This is a genomic window from Maritimibacter dapengensis, from assembly GCF_019218265.1.
Lineage (GTDB): Bacteria > Pseudomonadota > Alphaproteobacteria > Rhodobacterales > Rhodobacteraceae > Maritimibacter > Maritimibacter dapengensis.
The window spans coordinates 224,792-240,837 of the sequence record NZ_JAHUZE010000003.1; the positions used below are offsets into that span (position 1 = coordinate 224,792).

Here is a 16,046-nt window from a genome sequence, read left to right on the forward strand (position 1 = left end):
TCACCGAGAAAGGAGCCCCGCCCATGATAACCTGTTTCATCCGGTACGAGATCGAACCGTCCCAGAAGGCCGATTTCGAGACATACGCCCGCACCTGGGGCCGGTGCATCCCGCGGTGCGGTGCCGACCTCATAGGTTATTACGCGCCACACGAAGGCTCATCCACGCTGGCTTATGGCGTCTACACGCTCCCGTCCCTTGCTGCCTACGAAGGTTACCGCGCCGCACTTGCAGCTGATCCGCTGGGGCGCGAGAATTACGAATTCGCGCAGGCACGACGTTTCATCCGGCGAGAGGACCGAACGTTTCTCAAGCTCGCCAGCGCCCCGCATGGAGACCCGACATGATCGCAGTGATTTTCGAAGTGACCCCGGCCGAAGGTCGCACAGCCGACTACCTCGACTTGGCCGCAAAGATGCGCTCCGAGGTCGAGAAGATACCCGGCTTCATTTCGGTCGAACGGTTCGAGAGCCTGACGACGCCCGGCAAGTTGCTTTCGTTTTCAGTGTTCGAGAACGAGGAGGCGGTGACCGAGTGGCGCAACACGACCCGACACCGGGGCGCACAGGCGGCGGGCCGAAATGGTCTCTTCGCTGATTATCGTTTACGCATCGCGCATGTTTTGCGGGACTACGGCATGAATGACCGTGACCAAGCGCCAGCCGACAGCCGGGAACTGAATGGTTAACATTTCGCGGGTTGAACATCGCGAAAACTTGGGTGTTACGTTCAATTGAAAACGGAGCACCCATGAACCTCGCAGGACCCCTCTACGCGCTTTTGGCGTTCGCGATATTTGCGACCCATGACGTGGTCATCAAATTCCTCGGCGGGACATATTCGCCGTTCCAGCTGATCTTTTTCACCACGCTGTTCTCGTTCCCGCTGGTGATGTTCATGCTGATCAAGGACGCGAGTCACGGGAATCTGCGGCCTGTGCATCCGTGGTGGCTTGCGATCCGCACCGGGTTTGCCACGATCACGGGTTTTACCGCCTTCTACGCGTTTTCGGTGCTGCCGCTGGCGCAGACCTATGTGCTGCTGTTCGCCACCCCGCTTCTCATCACGCTCCTGTCCATCCCCATTCTTGGCGAAAAGGTCGGCGTGCATCGGCTTGGCGCGGTGCTCCTCGGCCTGATCGGCGTGCTCATCGTCCTGCAACCCGGCGCGACGGAGTTGACCCTCGGCCATCTCGCCGGGATCACGTCTGCGGTGTCGAACGCGATGGCCTCGATCATCGTTCGCAAGATCGGGCAGGATGAGCGCCCCGTGGTGCTCATGCTCTATCCGATGGTGGCCGCGTTTATCGTCATGGGCATCCTGATGTGCTTCGTCTATGTGCCGATGCCGCTCGTCGATCTCGGGGGGGTCGTGGTGATCTCGGCGCTCGGCTTCACCGCCGGACTTGTCCTGATCGCTGCCTACCGGAACGGAGACGCGGCCATCGTCGCCCCGATGCAGTATTCGCAGATCATCTGGGCCAGCATCTTTGGCTATTTCCTGTTCGGTGAAGAGGTCGAGCGTGCAACCGTGATAGGCGCGGGAATCATCATCCTGTCCGGCCTCTACATCGTGTTCCGCGAAACCCGTCTAGGCGCGAAATCGCAAACCCCGGTGCTGCGCACCCGGTCGCGCGGCATGACCGCTGCAAGTTTCCGCATATCCGTGTTTCTGCGCCGCCAAAAAGCACGCGGATAACGCTTGCCAAGCCGACCCGCTTGGGCTATCCCGCCCGCCACGGTCGGAGTGTAGCTCAGCCTGGTAGAGCACTGTCTTCGGGAGGCAGGGGTCGGAGGTTCGAATCCTCTCACTCCGACCAATAAAACAAGGCGCCTTCGGGCGTCTTTTTTTGTTTTCTGGGCTCCGACTGCGACAGTTTGGATCGGGATTTTGTTCGATCTAGTCAATATGAACAGGAAGCGCGCCCGGATCACGATGCGGGCGCGTTGTCGGCTGTGTCAGGTGTCACGCCGTCAGGGGCACCGTGGCGGGCAGTGGCGCGGAGCGTCTTGTCTTGCTCCGCCAACGGCAGCCCTTGGACGGACGCGGCACAATCCCGTCCAGAGGGCGATCACCGCTCGTGCTTGCGATGCCACGGGATCACCAGCCGTTCGAGGAAATCGACGGCGTAGGAGAAGCCCAGCCCGAGGATCGCGATGACGAGGAAGCCGACATACATCGTGTCGACCCAGAACACCGTCCACGCCCACCAGATGCGATAGCCGACGCCGCTGTCTGCCGTCGAGAACTCGACCGCCACCAGCAGGATCAGCGCCGTGCCCATGCAGATGCGCAGCCCCGTGAAGATGCCCGGAAGCGCACCGGGCAGCGCCACGGTGAGATAGGTCTTGAGGCGCGAAGCTTTCAGGTTCTGCGCAACCTCGAAATATATCTTCGGCGTGCTGACCACACCCGCGAATGTGTTGATCGTCATTAGGAAAAAGACGTTGATCGCGATGGTGACGTATTTCGACGTCTCACCGATACCGAAGATCAGAAGCAGGAGCGGCAGAAGCGCGATTTTCGGGATCGGGAACAGCGCGGCGATCAGCGGGTTCAGCGCCTCGCGCACGGGGCGGAACAGGCCCATGGCCAACCCGACCAGAACGCCCGGCACCGCGCCCATAACCAGACCCACCGCGATGCGTTGCAGGCTGATGCCAAGGTCGCCCCAGAACTGCGCGGTCTGTGCCTGCGCGAACCCTGTGGCAAGGATGGTGGAGGGCGCGGGAAAGAACGTGACGTTGATCGCCCCGGTCCGCGCGGCGATTTCCCACAGTCCCAGAAGCACGATGGGCGAGATCAGCCCGATCGGCATCCCCAGCACCCGCCGCGTGCCCTTGCGCGGCGCGCGGCTGACGTCGATGGTTTCGATGGTGGCCATGGCTTACCTCCCCGCCGCCTGAATACGGTCGGCTTCCTGCTGGCGCGCGGTGCGCACCTCATGCCCCAGAATGTCCCAAAGCTCGGCGGTGAGCGCCCCGAACTCCGGCGTGCGCCGGATCTCGGCCGATTTGCGCGGACGCGGCAGGTCGATGTCGAGGCTGTGAATGAACCGCCCCGGCGCCGACGACATGACCACGACGCGGTCGCCCAGAAGCACCGCTTCGTCCAACCCGTGCGTGATAAAGACGACTGTAGAGCGGAACTCCTCCCACAACGTCGCAAGCTCTTCCTGCATGATGAGCTTGTTCTGCTCGTCGAGCGCGGCGAAGGGTTCGTCCATCAGCAGCACTTCGGGATTGGTCGCGAAAGCGCGCGCAATGGAGAGGCGCTGTTTCATCCCGCCCGACAACTGGTCGGGGCGAAAACCGCGGAAGGAATAAAGCCCGGTCTTTTGCAGGAAGTAATCCACCCGCTCCTGGCTTTCGGCGCCCTTCCACGTGCCCGACGCGCGCAGGCCATAGGCCGCGTTGTCGGCCACGGTCAGCCACGGAAACGCGCTTTCCTGCTGAAAGATCATCGCGGTCACGGGCCGGTCTGGATTGTCATGCGCGATCTGGATCTGCCCCTCCGAGGGATGCTCCAGCCCGGCGAACATGCGGATAAGGGTCGATTTACCACAGCCCGACGGGCCGACGATGCAGACGAATTCGCCGTCCGCAATCGTCAGGTCCACCTTGTCGATGGCCCGGAAGCCCCGCTGGGGGTCGCCGAACACCTTGGCGACCCCGTCCACTTCGATCTTGCCTGTCATCACGCCCGGACCTAGTTCATCGCCTGTTCGAGAAGCGCGGTGTTCAGATGCGCGTCCAGATCGGGCGCCTGCGGGATAAGCCCAGCGTCGATGAGCGTCTGCATCTGCCAGCGCAGGCCATAATCGCCGTCCACGTTCACGGCGAGGCTTTCGGACGCCGTGCCCATCGCGATCTTCTCATATACGCTCGCGTCCTTCGCGGGGACGTATTGCTGATAGTATCCGGCAAGTTCGGTGCGCCCCTCGGGCGTGGCGAGCGCTTCGCGGATCCAGTCGTTCGTGGCCTTGTAGGCGCGCAGGAACCGCACGGCGACGTCTTCGCGCTCCATCATCCCGTTCGAATAGACCATGAAGGCCTGCGAGGTGCCCGGCATCACCTCGGACGCGCGGACAAGCCGCGTGACGGTGCCGCCGCCAAGCGCGATGGACTGGAACGGGTCGATCATGATCGCGGCGTCGACCGATCCGTTGGTCAGCGCAGGCACCATGTCGGGCGGGGCCATGCCCACCTTGGTCACGTCCTCCGGGTTTACGCCCGACTGCACGATGTATTCGTTCACGATCATGTCGAGGATCTGCCCCGGCGCGGTCACCGCGATCTTCTTGCCGGCAAGGTCCGCGCCGCTATCGATCCCGGCGTCGCTGCGCACCATGATAGCGGTCGGATCACCGCCCGGCGCGCCCGGTTCGATGTTCAGTGCCTCGGCGACGATTGTGAACTCCGCCCCCCGCGCCAGCGCGTTGAACAGCGCCGCGCCCGAGGTGGTGATGGCCGCATCGACCTGACCCGTGGCGACCGCAGGCGCGATCTCGGACCCTGACTTGAAGAACGTCGGTTCCACCGTGATCCCCTCGGCCTCGAAGAAGCCTTTTCCCATCCCGGCATAGACCTGCACCGGCACCCTGAGGCTGCCGAACTTCACCACGTCCTCGGCCAGCGCGGGGGCGGCAAGGCCCGCGGCCATGGCCAGCGTTGCGATCAGTCGTTTCATCTCTCTCTCCCTGAAAATGCGCCGTGTCGGGCGCGGTCACATCGGATGACGTCCGATGAAAAAGTCGCGGAACGGCTCCATCGACGGGGACAACCCGGCGTCGATCAGCCCTTTGCGCAGCGCGTTCATCTGCGGATCGTGGATGCGCTGGGTCGGCATCCGAAGCGGCCCGCCGTTGTAGCCCTGAAGCCAGCCCTGAAACTTCCAGACGTAGCGGTTGATGAAGAACCCGCCGTGCATCTGCTGCGCGACCATCCCCTTGGCCTTTCGCGCCGGGTGCATCCGCCAGTAAATCTCGGTCGCCGCGTCGTATTCGCCGCTCTGCAGATGCTGCATCACCTGCGGGATGAGCGGCCCCCAGTATTCGTGATCGGACGTGGCCGACAATTGCAGCGGCATGACCTGCGACAGCGGGATCAACTCGCCCTCGATCGGCATCGAGATCACCACCTCGTCCCCGAACAGGCGGTGACATTCGATCACGCTCTGGATCGACGGAAAGCCCCCTTCGGCCTTGATCGCCGCCACGTTGGGGCAATCGTCGATGAGCCGCCGCATCACGCTGGTCGGAATATCCGAGGGGTGAACCCGCGTGTTGAAGCCCCACAGGAACATCGGAAACAGCATCACGGCGAGGTTCGTCGCATCGCAGATCGCGCGCGTGTAATCGTAGATGTCATCCTCGCTCTCGGGATAGAACGCGGGCGGATAGGACAGGAGCACGAACTCCGCACCCGCCTCCTCGGCCAACTGGACGGCCTCGATGTTCTGCTCCAGCGTGTTCCAGCTTGCGTGATGCACGATGACCAGATCGTCGCCCGCCTCGGCCTTCATGATCCGCATGAAGTCGATGTACTCCGGCAGCGTGATCGACACTTCGGACACGGCGAGCGAACCAACAAAGCCGTGTTCGATGGCAAGCCGGGTGTCGTGCCGGATCGCGGCCTCGTTGATCCGGGTGAGGTCATTCGAGAACGACGGGATCGTGCAGTTGACCGCGCCCACCAGCGTCTCGCGCACCCATTTGCGCGCCTCATCCTTCGTATATCGTGCCATCAGACCAGCTCCGCCTCTCCTGCCCCGGCCCAGGCCAGGTATTTCTGTTCCATGAATTCATCGATGCCGTAGACCGAACCTTCGCGGCCGATCCCCGACTGCTTGATCCCGCCGAACGGCGCGACCTCGTTCGAGATGAGGCCGGTGTTGACCCCGATCATCCCGGCCTCAAGCGCCGCCGACACGCGCCAGAGCCGCGCGCCGTCGCGGGCGAACAGATAGGCGGCCAGCCCAAACTCGGTGTCGTTGGCCATCGCGACGGCCTCGCCCTCGGTCTCGAATTTCACGACCGGCGCTATGGGGCCGAACGTCTCTTCCCGCGTGATCTTCATCGCCTGCGTGACGCCCGACAGCACGGTCGGCTGAAAGAACAGTGGCCCGCGATTGTGCGTGGCCCCGCCGCAGACGACCTGCGCCCCATGGGCCACGGCGTCTGCGATGTGATCCTTGACTTTCTCGACCGCCGCCGCGTCGATCAGCGGGCCTTGCTGGACGCCGTCCTCGAACCCCTCGCCCACCTTCAGTGCGCCGACCTTTTCCGCAAGCCGTGCGACGAAAGCATCGTGGATACCGGCCTGCACATAGGCCCGGTTCGCGCTGATGCAGGCCTGTCCGGTGTTGCGGTATTTCGTGGCGATGAACCCGTCGACGGCCTCGTCCAGATCGGCATCGTCAAAGACCAGAAGCGGCGCGTTGCCGCCCAGTTCCATCGACGCCTTCTTGATCGTCGCGGCGGATTGCTCGAGCAGCAGCCGCCCGACCTCGGTCGACCCGGTGAAGGTGATCTTACGCACCTTGGGGTTGGCTGTCAGTTCGCCGCCCACAACCCTCGCCCGCCCCAGCACCACGTTGAAGACCCCCGCCGGGATGCCCGCCCGGTCCGCGAGTTCCGCAAGCGCCAGCGCGGTCAGCGGCGTTTGGCCGGCAGGCTTCACGACCATCGTGCAGCCCGCCGCCAGCGCCGGCGCAGCCTTGCGCGTTATCATCGCCGCCGGAAAGTTCCACGGCGTGATCGCGGCGCAGACGCCCACGGGTTCCTTCAGGACGACGATCCGCCGCCCGGCCTCGGGCGCGGCCATCACGTCGCCCCGGATGCGCTTGGCCTCTTCCGCGAACCATTCGACGAAGGACGCGGCATAGGCGACCTCGCCCTTGGCTTCGGCAAACGGCTTGCCCTCTTCCAGCACGATGAGCCGCGCCAGATCCTCGGCGTGCTCGGTCATCAGATCGAACCAGCCGCGCAAGAGCTTCGCGCGGTCCTTGGCCGGTCGCAGCCGCCACGGCCCGAACGCCGCGTCCGCCGCATCCACCGCGCCCCGCACCTGCCCGGCATCGAACTGCGGCAGCTTGGCGAGCATGGCCCCGGTCGCCGGATTGCACAGGTCCATGGTCCCCGCCTTGCCGTCCGACACCCACGCGCCGTTCACATAGGCCGCATCGCGCCAGAGCCCGGTATCAGAAAGGATATCTCTGCCCGTCATTCGCCCCGCCCTCATTTCAGAACCGGTCGGATGGTGTCCGGCAGCATCACGCCCAGACCCATCGCTTCGGCCCTGTGAAAGCACATTGCCGCGACGGCCAGGTCCTGAATGGCCCCGCCGACCGATTTGTAGAGCACGATTTCATCCGCGCTTTCGCGCCCCTTGATGCGCCCGCCGATCACATCGGCCAGCGCGACAATCCGGTCTGTCAGGTCAGCACCGTCGGCCTTCGCGGCGATCAGGTCGCCCGTGTCATGCGCCACCTCGTTCGGCATGTCCGCCACGATCCGCGCGGCACGGCTGAGCGTCGTCACGTCGACCTCGCGCTGCTCCGGCAGGGTCGATCCGATGGAGGCGACCGTCATGCCGGGCGCAAGGCGCGCGCCGTCGAAGAGCGGTTGTTCGTCCCGCGCCCGCGCGGCGCAGATCAGCATGTCGGGGGCGGCGGCGACCACGGCATTCGCATTGTCGCGCCCTGCCACGTCCAGACCCAGATCCGCCACCGCTGCAATGAACCGCGCCCGACTGTCCGGTGACGGACTGAACACCTCGACCCGGACGATGTCCCGCAGGGCGGCAAGCGCGCGCAGATGGTTTTGTGCCTCGAACCCGGTGCCGAGCAGCCCGACCCTGACCGCGCCCGGACGGCCGAGGGCGTCGAGCGCCAGCGCGGTGGTCGCCGCCGTGCGAAACCCGGTGATCGCGTTCCCGTCCAAGAGCGCACGCAGTTCGACCGATTGCTGATCGAAGAGCGGGATCAGATAGCTCACCCGGCCCGCGCGGAAGTTCGCGGCGATCATCTTGGCACCCATCATCCCGCCGTCGGGCGCGATACCGCTGAGGGTGCGCAGCCAAAGCCCCTCGCCCCGCGCCATGGTCCGGTCAGGAAACATCGCCTCGGTCACCTCGCCCGCATAGGCCGCGCGCAAGGCTTCGATGGCCTGCCCCCAATCGAACGCCCGCTCGACAGCGTCGCCGCCGACGAACCGGGTGCCCAAGGTCAATTCCGCGCTTGTTCCGCTCATACCACCCTCATTCCCATGTCGAAGCGTGGTAAATGCATTATTGATGCATGTCAATAAAATGATTGATATTGATTGAGCGAAGCGGCGGCACCCGTTAAAAACGGGCAATCACAGGAGGCCTCTTGGACGGTATCGACGATCTTTCCCGGCTGCGCGCCTTCATCGAAGGCGAGGCCGAACGCGGAAATAACCAGCTTCCGCCCGAACCAAAGCTGGCCGAGGCGCTCGACGTGTCGCGGGGGCGTCTGCGCACGCTTCTGAAGCGCGTGGAGGACGAGGGGCTGATCTGGCGACACGTCGGCAAGGGCACCTTTATCGGCGAGCGCGAAATCGACCCGACCGCGCCCGAATGGGCGGCGGACGTCAGCCTTGGCGACATCATGGATGCCCGGCGCCTGCTGGAACCGATGCTCGCCGGTCAGGCCGCGATCAATGCGCGGCCCGCGGACCTGTCGGCGATGGAGAAATGCCTGACCGAAATGGAAACGGCGGCGTCATACGCACAATGGAAACGGCTGGACGAACGGCTTCACCGCCTGATCGCGACGGCGACCCGCAATCCGCTGTTGCTTTTGCTGCACGATACGCTGCGCGGCCAGGGTCGCAGCGGGCTCGACACCCGGCTGAACGCCGTGTTCGGCCAAGAGACCGCGCCCTCCGCCACCAACCGCCAGCATGAGGCCATCGTTGCCGCAATCCGAAACGGCGACCCCGAAAGCGCCGAGAACGCAATGCGAGAGCACCTGACGTCGGTCCGGGAGCAATTGTTCGGGCTGAGATAGGGCGTCAACGAGAGCTGGCGCCTCAGAAAGAACAGTTGATCGCGACACCAAGCGCTCTGGTGCGCGCCTTGGGCGTCACACCGGTCGCCAATTGGTTTTGCAAGACCCGGCGCCGTAGGCGCGGATGCTCTTCGCGCAGTGCGGCGGCGGACAAGCCAAGCAGGTCGAGCGTCTGGTCACGAAAGTTCTCGACGAAGACATCGGCCGTAGAGATTAAGTTGTGCAGAGCAGCAAGGAGTTGGGGCCTTTGACATCATGCGGGACGGACTTTTTGCCGCGATTGAAGGTCGGATAAAACTCCGATCCCATACCGGTCACGTGCCTCGTCTTGTCATACTCTGGTGGTTCAACCTTGATCACTTCCGCCCCGAGGAAGGCTAGTAACATCCCCGCCGACGGCCCCATCACAATATGGCTCATCGCAACGACGCGATTTCCAGACAATGGCTTGTGCATAGTCACGACATTTCCTCCCACCTCATACCATAGGGAAGGCGGAGTATCTTAAAATCATAACATTTCTAAAGGTTGGTTCTGGGTTTTGGAACGATTGCCGGAACCGTTTTGGATTTTGCAGGAGTGACTGACGGCCCTTGTTACAGTCTCGTTGAATTGGACCACCGGACTGTGAAAGATCGGAGGTTTAGAATGACTATGAAAAGGAAAGACAGAGATTCAGTCGCAACACTGCGGCAGTTCGAGTTGCTTGTCAGTCTATGGATGGCGCAAGTTTCGGTGGAAAACAAACACACGTTCGGCGGGATGCGACCTTACAAAAAACGGTCCACCTACGACACGCCGTATTACCTCTGGGTATTAATGGAAATGGCTTCCGAGATAACGAAAACTCCTGAATCCAACAGGAGCATTGGTTCCCTAAGCGCCATGTCAGGCACATGGTACGCAGCGTAGAGCGTGGCCCTGCGGCATGTGTGCTGCCGGAGAGCGCACGCTTTCAGTTTTGAGATAACATGCAGGGTATAGGATTTCAGGCAGCTCCGGATGGGTCGTGTAGGATATGCGCGGTGCCGGGAGGTCTGTGGGAGTCCGGGGAACGTCTGGGAAACCCGTGGGCGCGGCTCGTCAGAGCGACGTCGGCCATTCTCTCTGCACGGACCCGGCTACACATCCCCGAGAAGCGTTTCGAAACGTTGGACGAAATCCCGGCGGACTTTGACCGGAGGACGGGGTTCGATCTGGATGTCGGAGATCAGGCCTTCGTCGGGATGGCCGAAGAACCTGTCCGATTCCACGATGGAAAATCCCGCGATCTGCGTCGCTTCGAGCCAGGCCGACACGCGATCGGCTTTCTTGATCGCTTTCTTCACGGTCGCGGGGACTTTTGCGGGCAGCCCGAAACGCATGTGGATGGCCGCCTGCAATCTTTCGTCAAGTTCACCATAGCCGGGTCCCACGGCAGCCTTCACCGGCGATATCATGTCTCCGATCACGTATTCGGGGCCATCGTGCAACAAGGCAGCCAGACGCCACTTCACTGGCGCGCTCGGGTTCATCCGGGAAAAGAGCTCTTCGACCAGGATCGAGTGTTCGGCAACGCTGTAGGGAAAATCGCCATGGGTCTGGCCATTCCACCGGGCAACGAAGGCCAGCCCGTGCGCGATATCCTCGACTTCGATATCGACCGGCGTCGGGTCGAGCAGATCGAGACGTCGGCCCGACAGCATCCTTTGCCATGCGCGTGCCATCAGAGTTCGCGCCCCTCGGGCAGATAAACGACGTTGCCGTGAAGCCGGCCGCGGCGTTCATACTTCACGCGCGGGAATTGCTTTCGGATCCATCGCGGCCGGTCGAATTCTTCGAGGACGAGAATGGGTTTCCAGCGGTTGATGATATGGTAAGCGCCCCACAGGGCCTCGATCTCATGCCCCTCGATGTCCAACTGAAGGACCGAAACAGGCCTGTCGAGCGGAACGGCGAAATCGAGCATCACCGAGGCGACTTCTTCGACGCCCAGTCCGGAACCGTCAACGAAATGCGAATGCCCGCCCAGAGCCGCGCCCGCTTCGTCATGGGTCCGGAAATGGATCGAACCGGAGCGGTTTGATAGTGCCGCATTCGTCAGGCTTACATTGGTCAGATCGTTAAGCTGGATAGTTTCGGTGGCGTGGCGGTAGCTTGCCGGGTTCGGTTCGAACGCCCAGATACGAGCATCGGGCGCGAGGGCCGACGACAGGCCGGGGAGAAAATCGCCGAAGAACGTGCCGGCATGAATGATATCCCCGGTTCCGACCGCATCGCGCATGAAGGCGATCGTTTTCGGCTCATACACTTCGCCGGCCTTGATCCTCCTCACAGCGGGTCGTGTATCCAGCTGTTCCGGCACCGAATAGCGCCCATACTCGTTTTCGAAAACCTGCTCAGACATGGATGCAAAAGGCCTGATACGGCAATGGCTGTCAATCGGGATGATGGGAGCGGATCATTCGGTATCGGACAGATACAATTCGCCTTCCGAGGCCTTGCCGCGGTGCGGTTTCGATGCCTCGAAGGTTTCCCAGACGTCGACGCAATCGGTTCCTTTCCGATATACGAGATCCGGGTTGATGGGCGTATACCCCACGGGTGCAAGATCCGATCGGTTGTTTGCGAAATCCAACCCCGCGACACGGAAATCCTGCGCGACCCAAGGTCCATCCATCCAGGTATCACCCTCGTTCGGGATCGCTTGGTCGGTCACGCGACAAACGATGCAAACGCGGCTGATGTTGTCTTTGCTTGGCGCCTTGAAAAGGAGATCGATCGGCTTCATGCGAAGCATCCGAGCGAAGTAATCGAAGCACCCCAGAGAGATCTGGAAATAGTTGGATCCCCCGTAAAATCGGCCTCCGGCATTGAACTGGGCGGCATAGTCTCCGGTCGCGGTCACTGAAGTCTCGAGGAGCATGATACCGCCCTCCCGCACATGCGCACGCGCCGCTGCGAGCCCGGCGAGCGGATCGACCATGTGATAGAGGACACCCGCGAATACGCCCACATCGAACAGGGGAACGTCCTGTGCGCGCAAGCGGTCGGCAAGATCCGTAAGCTCGAGCGAATGGTAGTAATCAAATGAAACGTCATATGCCTCCTGTACCAGCGCGAGTCGATCGGTCAGGTTCAACCTGTCGTAGCCAGACACATTGGCGGCACCCTGACGAGCCATCAGGACAGACAGAAGGCCTTCCTGCATGCCGATATCCAGGCACCGTTGGCCTTCGAGGTCGATGTTGCGCACGATCTGCCTGGTCATCGAACTCGTGCCCCGGACGCGACCACCGGTCATGACATCCGGGCGAAGTTCGATCTTGTAATACCAATCGTCCGAGCGGATCGTTTCGTCAGACAAATCATCAAGTTGTTTCAAAATCAAACCTCCGCAAGAATGTGAAATACCCGCTCTGTAAACACCAGTTCGAGGAGCAAAGAAACCATCGAGCCGAAATATTGCGTCTCATACCTCTGAATGCTGCCGTGAATCCTAGAATGTTGCAGTCATGAGAACGCAATGGTATCGCCGAACCGAATTTCCCAACAACGAAGGGCACAGACCTTGGCAAACGATTACATTGTGAAGGACATTTCACTCGCCGATTACGGGCGCAAGGAACTCGATATCGCCGAGACGGAAATGCCGGGGCTGATGGCGTGTCGCGCCGAGTTTGGTGAAGAGAAACCGCTCAAGGGCGCGCGTATCGTCGGTTCGCTTCACATGACGATCCAGACCGCGGTTCTGATCGAAACGCTCGTGGCATTGGGGGCCGATGTGCGCTGGGCGTCCTGCAACATCTTTTCAACGCAGGATCACGCGGCGGCGGCGATTGCAGCGGCGGATATTCCGGTCTTCGCGGTCAAGGGCCAGACGCTCGAAGAGCACTGGGATTACCTCGACAAGAGTTTCCAGTTCGACGAGGGCCCCAACATGATCCTCGACGATGGTGGCGATGCGACGCTCTATGTCCTGCTGGGCGCGCGTGCCGAGGCGGGCGAAGACATCATCCCGGCCCCGCAGTCGGAAGAAGAAGAAGTCATCAAGAAGCAGATCGCCAAGCGGATGAAGGAAAGCCCCGGCTGGTTCACCAAGGTACGCGACGCGATCAAGGGCGTGTCGGAAGAAACCACCACCGGCGTCCACCGCCTGTATGAGCTTCAGCGTGAGGGGCGGCTTCCCTTCCCGGCGATCAACGTGAACGACAGCGTCACCAAGTCAAAGTTCGACAACAAGTATGGCTGCAAGGAATCGCTGGTTGACGGTATTCGGCGCGCCACGGACACCATGATGGCCGGCAAGGTCGCCGTGGTCTGCGGCTACGGCGACGTGGGCAAAGGCTCGGCGGCATCGCTGCGGGGCGCGGGAGCACGGGTGAAAGTGACCGAAATCGACCCGATCTGCGCGCTTCAGGCGGCGATGGACGGGTTCGAGGTCGTCACGCTCGAAGACGTGGTCGACAGCGCCGACATCTTCATCACTACGACTGGCAACAAGGACATCATCCGCATCGAGCACATGCGCGCGATGAAGGATATGGCGATCGTCGGCAACATCGGTCATTTCGACAACGAAATTCAGGTTGCCGCACTGAAGAACCACAAGTGGACGAACATCAAAGAACAGGTCGACATGATCGAGATGCCCTCGGGCAATCGCATCATCCTCCTGTCCGAAGGTCGCCTGTTGAACCTGGGCAATGCGACCGGCCATCCGTCCTTCGTCATGTCGGCGTCCTTCACGAACCAGGTGCTCGCCCAGATCGAGCTGTGGCAGCGCGGCGAAAATTACGGGAACGAGGTCTATATCCTACCCAAGCATCTGGACGAGAAGGTAGCGTTGCTTCACCTCGACCGGATCGGTGTGAAACTCTCGAAACTCACCCCGGAACAGGCCGCCTATATCGGTGTCACGCCGGAGGGGCCTTACAAGCCTGAGCACTACCGCTACTGACTGATCACTCGCGGGCGTCGAAAAAGCCCGTCATTCGATCGGAACTTGAGACAGGGCGCCGCGCGGAAAAGCGCGGCGCCTAAATTTTTATATATAAAACAGTCCTTTATTCTGGGCTCGCGAAGGTTCCCGCCGCTCTGGTTATGCGCCAGAAACCGCTCAATGGGTCGTGTCTTGCGGGCTGAAATCCGCCACGCAACCGATTCCGCCGCGATGCAGCGGGAACGGAACGCTCACGCCGCCGTTGCCTACCCAAATCGTGTAAAAAGGAGGCACGCTATGGAACTTAAGAAATTTATGATGAGTGCGGGCATCGCTGCCCTTATTGCAGGCGGTGCGATTGCACAGGACACGAATGCTGAAACCGGCACGGTCGAGGCACCCGAAACAGGTGAAATGACTGGCGAAGCGACCGGCACCGAGACCGAAATGGCCCCGGCTCCGTCCTTTACGTCGCTTGAAGAGATGACTGTCGGCGACGTTGTCGGCTTCGTGGCCTACGATCCGGAAGGCAACCGCATCGGTGAGATCGACTATGTGATCGATACCGGCTCCGAGCCTGAAGCCGTGATCGGTATCGGTGGCTTCCTCGGCCTTGGTGAATACACCGTCGCCCTGCCCCTGTCCGACTTCGAACTGACCGACGACGGTATGGGCTTCGAACTGGCGACCGACAAGGAGACCTTGAAGGAAACGCCTGAATTCGACGAATCCAATGTCGAGGGCCTGCCGGACGAAACGCCGATTTCGGACCTGCTCGTCGCGGAAGCGCCTGAAGAAGGCATGGATGCTTCTGGCTCCGACGCCACGGCTTCGGACGACGCAGCACCTGAAGAAGGTGCTATGACCGAGGAAGAAGGCACCATGGAAGAAGGCGCCATGGAAGAGGAAGCCGCGGAAGACGATACCATGGAAGAACCGGCTGCTGAAGGTGACACCATGGAAGAGCCCGCCGAAGAAGAGACCGAAGAGACGACCACGCAGTGATCTGCGATCGTACTTTGGCGATGAGGCGCGTCCTTCGGGGCGCGCCTCTTGCATGTTCGAGCACCCCCGCGCAGGATCGCGCGAAATCGGGGGGTGCAAATGCGGATCATCATATACGGGACCGGTGCGATTGGAGGCGGGATTGCCGCCGCACTCACGCGATCCGGCCATGAAACAACGGCAATTGCGAGAGGTGCGCAACTAAGCGCCATCCGCGAACACGGTCTTACGCTGCGCACCCCGACGGAAACGTTCACGCAACCGCTCGACGTGGTCGCGACCCCGCGGGAGGCGCGTATCGGACCGGACGACGCGATCCTGCTCGCCATGAAAGGCCAGCATACCGCTGCTGCGCTCGAAGACCTGCGCGCGGCCGGTGTCGTAACGCAGCCGATCTTCTGCCTGCAGAACGGCGTCGGAAACGAGCCGCGCGCGCTGCGATACTTCGCAAACGTTCATGGCGTGACGGTCATGATGCCCGCAATATTCGTGCAACCCGGAGAGGTCGCCGTCCAAAGCCAACCCAAGTTGGGCCTTTTCTACATCGGTCGTTACCCTTCCGGTGCGGACAGCGCCGATGACGAACTCGCCGGTGCGTTGACAAAAGCCGGGTTCGCGGCCTTCACCCGCAATGACGTCATGGCGTCGAAACACGGCAAGCTCATCATGAACCTGTCGAATATCATAGGGGCCGCCCTGGGTCACAATGCGCCCGAAGGCGAGGAATTGCGTGAGGCGGCGAAAGCTGAAGCGATTGCCGTGTTCAGAAAGGCCGGGGTGTCTTGGGAAGACGTAGGAATGGATCACCCCGATCGGAAGGCGCATATGAACTGGACGCGCGTCCCCGGTGTCGAGGCGGTCGGCACATCGACCGCGCAAAGCCTCGTCCGTGGGACCGGCAGTGTCGAGACCGATTGGCTCAATGGCGAGATCGTCCTGCTGGGTCGTCTTCATGACGTGCCGACACCGGTAAACGCCGCGCTCACACGTATCGGGGCACGCATGGCGCAGGAGGGGCAGAAGGTGGGATCCGTCTCTGTTGCGGACATTTACGCCGAGATCGACAAGAGTAACGGCTAGCTACAAC

Annotated in this window: 18 protein-coding genes and 1 tRNA gene; 8 read left to right on the forward strand and 11 right to left on the reverse strand. The window is 61.8% G+C overall.

Features of this window, described 5'->3' with window-relative positions; all coding sequences use genetic code 11:
• The first annotated feature begins 23 nt into the window (after positions 1 to 23).
• From KJP28_RS13265 to KJP28_RS13280, 4 genes are all read left to right on the forward strand, one after another.
• Positions 24 to 347, forward strand: a complete 324-nt coding sequence (locus KJP28_RS13265) for an NIPSNAP family protein (protein WP_218393090.1) — start codon at positions 24 to 26, stop codon at positions 345 to 347.
• Positions 344 to 688, forward strand: a complete 345-nt coding sequence (locus KJP28_RS13270; RefSeq protein WP_218393091.1) for an antibiotic biosynthesis monooxygenase family protein — start codon at positions 344 to 346, stop codon at positions 686 to 688. The genes KJP28_RS13265 and KJP28_RS13270 overlap by 4 nt, the downstream gene beginning before the upstream one ends.
• 62 nt (positions 689 to 750) lie before the next feature.
• Positions 751 to 1,698, forward strand: a complete 948-nt coding sequence (locus KJP28_RS13275; protein WP_218393092.1) for a DMT family transporter — start codon at positions 751 to 753, stop codon at positions 1,696 to 1,698.
• Positions 1,699 to 1,742: 44 nt separating this feature from the next.
• Positions 1,743 to 1,819 (forward strand) — tRNA-Pro (locus tag KJP28_RS13280).
• 252 nt (positions 1,820 to 2,071) lie between these two features.
• Here the strand turns inward: KJP28_RS13280 and KJP28_RS13285 are convergent.
• The 6 genes from KJP28_RS13285 to KJP28_RS13310 are packed head-to-tail and all read right to left on the reverse strand — an operon-like array spanning position 2,072 to position 8,251.
• The gene (locus KJP28_RS13285; protein WP_218393094.1) at positions 2,072 to 2,884 is read right to left on the reverse strand and encodes an ABC transporter permease; all 813 of its coding nucleotides are present in this window, start codon (positions 2,882 to 2,884) and stop codon (positions 2,072 to 2,074) included.
• A gap of 3 nt (positions 2,885 to 2,887) precedes the next feature.
• Positions 2,888 to 3,697: an ABC transporter ATP-binding protein gene (locus KJP28_RS13290; protein ID WP_218393095.1), complete on the reverse strand. Its 810-nt coding sequence runs from the start codon at positions 3,695 to 3,697 to the stop codon at positions 2,888 to 2,890.
• Between the two features lie 11 nt (positions 3,698 to 3,708).
• Positions 3,709 to 4,689: an ABC transporter substrate-binding protein gene (locus KJP28_RS13295; protein ID WP_218393096.1), complete on the reverse strand. Its 981-nt coding sequence runs from the start codon at positions 4,687 to 4,689 to the stop codon at positions 3,709 to 3,711.
• A 36-nt stretch (positions 4,690 to 4,725) separates the two neighbouring features.
• Positions 4,726 to 5,745 carry a dihydrodipicolinate synthase family protein gene (locus tag KJP28_RS13300; RefSeq protein ID WP_218393097.1) on the reverse strand — a complete coding sequence of 340 codons (1,020 nt, stop codon included), beginning with the start codon at positions 5,743 to 5,745 and terminating at the stop codon, positions 4,726 to 4,728.
• Entirely contained in the window at positions 5,745 to 7,226 is a 1,482-nt protein-coding gene (locus KJP28_RS13305; RefSeq protein WP_218393098.1) for an NAD-dependent succinate-semialdehyde dehydrogenase, read from the reverse strand. The genes KJP28_RS13300 and KJP28_RS13305 overlap by 1 nt, the downstream gene beginning before the upstream one ends.
• A gap of 11 nt (positions 7,227 to 7,237) precedes the next feature.
• Positions 7,238 to 8,251, reverse strand: a complete 1,014-nt coding sequence (locus tag KJP28_RS13310; RefSeq protein ID WP_218393099.1) for an ornithine cyclodeaminase family protein — start codon at positions 8,249 to 8,251, stop codon at positions 7,238 to 7,240.
• Positions 8,252 to 8,373: 122 nt separating this feature from the next.
• Here KJP28_RS13310 and KJP28_RS13315 point away from each other — a divergent pair, with 122 nt between their 5' ends.
• The gene (locus KJP28_RS13315) at positions 8,374 to 9,033 is read left to right on the forward strand and encodes a FadR/GntR family transcriptional regulator (RefSeq protein WP_218393101.1); all 660 of its coding nucleotides are present in this window, start codon (positions 8,374 to 8,376) and stop codon (positions 9,031 to 9,033) included.
• A 22-nt stretch (positions 9,034 to 9,055) separates the two neighbouring features.
• Here KJP28_RS13315 and KJP28_RS19995 read toward each other — a convergent pair whose 3' ends face one another.
• From KJP28_RS19995 to KJP28_RS13335, 5 genes are all read right to left on the reverse strand, one after another.
• Positions 9,056 to 9,259 (reverse strand): CoA transferase, encoded by a 204-nt coding sequence (locus KJP28_RS19995; protein ID WP_255552416.1) that lies wholly within the window; start codon positions 9,257 to 9,259, stop codon positions 9,056 to 9,058.
• On the reverse strand, positions 9,247 to 9,489 hold the full coding sequence (locus KJP28_RS20000) for a CoA transferase (protein WP_255552417.1): 243 nt from the start codon (positions 9,487 to 9,489) through the stop codon (positions 9,247 to 9,249). The genes KJP28_RS19995 and KJP28_RS20000 overlap by 13 nt, the downstream gene beginning before the upstream one ends.
• A 665-nt stretch (positions 9,490 to 10,154) precedes the next feature.
• Positions 10,155 to 10,739 carry an HD domain-containing protein gene (locus tag KJP28_RS13325; protein ID WP_218393102.1) on the reverse strand — a complete coding sequence of 195 codons (585 nt, stop codon included), beginning with the start codon at positions 10,737 to 10,739 and terminating at the stop codon, positions 10,155 to 10,157.
• Positions 10,739 to 11,419, reverse strand: coding sequence for an FkbM family methyltransferase (locus KJP28_RS13330; protein ID WP_218393104.1), 681 nt, complete (start codon positions 11,417 to 11,419; stop codon positions 10,739 to 10,741). The genes KJP28_RS13325 and KJP28_RS13330 overlap by 1 nt, the downstream gene beginning before the upstream one ends.
• Before the next feature lie 54 nt (positions 11,420 to 11,473).
• The gene (locus KJP28_RS13335; protein WP_218393106.1) at positions 11,474 to 12,397 is read right to left on the reverse strand and encodes a class I SAM-dependent methyltransferase; all 924 of its coding nucleotides are present in this window, start codon (positions 12,395 to 12,397) and stop codon (positions 11,474 to 11,476) included.
• A 186-nt stretch (positions 12,398 to 12,583) separates the two neighbouring features.
• On the opposite strand from KJP28_RS13335, the gene ahcY reads away from it, so the two are divergent.
• The 3 genes from ahcY to KJP28_RS13350 all read left to right on the forward strand — a co-directional run bounded on the left by ahcY (position 12,584) and on the right by KJP28_RS13350 (position 16,039).
• Positions 12,584 to 13,972: an adenosylhomocysteinase gene (gene ahcY / locus KJP28_RS13340; RefSeq protein ID WP_218393108.1), complete on the forward strand. Its 1,389-nt coding sequence runs from the start codon at positions 12,584 to 12,586 to the stop codon at positions 13,970 to 13,972.
• Between the two features lie 279 nt (positions 13,973 to 14,251).
• Positions 14,252 to 14,959 carry a hypothetical protein gene (locus tag KJP28_RS13345; protein ID WP_218393109.1) on the forward strand — a complete coding sequence of 236 codons (708 nt, stop codon included), beginning with the start codon at positions 14,252 to 14,254 and terminating at the stop codon, positions 14,957 to 14,959.
• Positions 14,960 to 15,058: 99 nt separating this feature from the next.
• On the forward strand, positions 15,059 to 16,039 hold the full coding sequence (locus KJP28_RS13350) for a ketopantoate reductase family protein (RefSeq protein WP_218393110.1): 981 nt from the start codon (positions 15,059 to 15,061) through the stop codon (positions 16,037 to 16,039).
• Positions 16,040 to 16,046 lie beyond the last annotated feature (7 nt).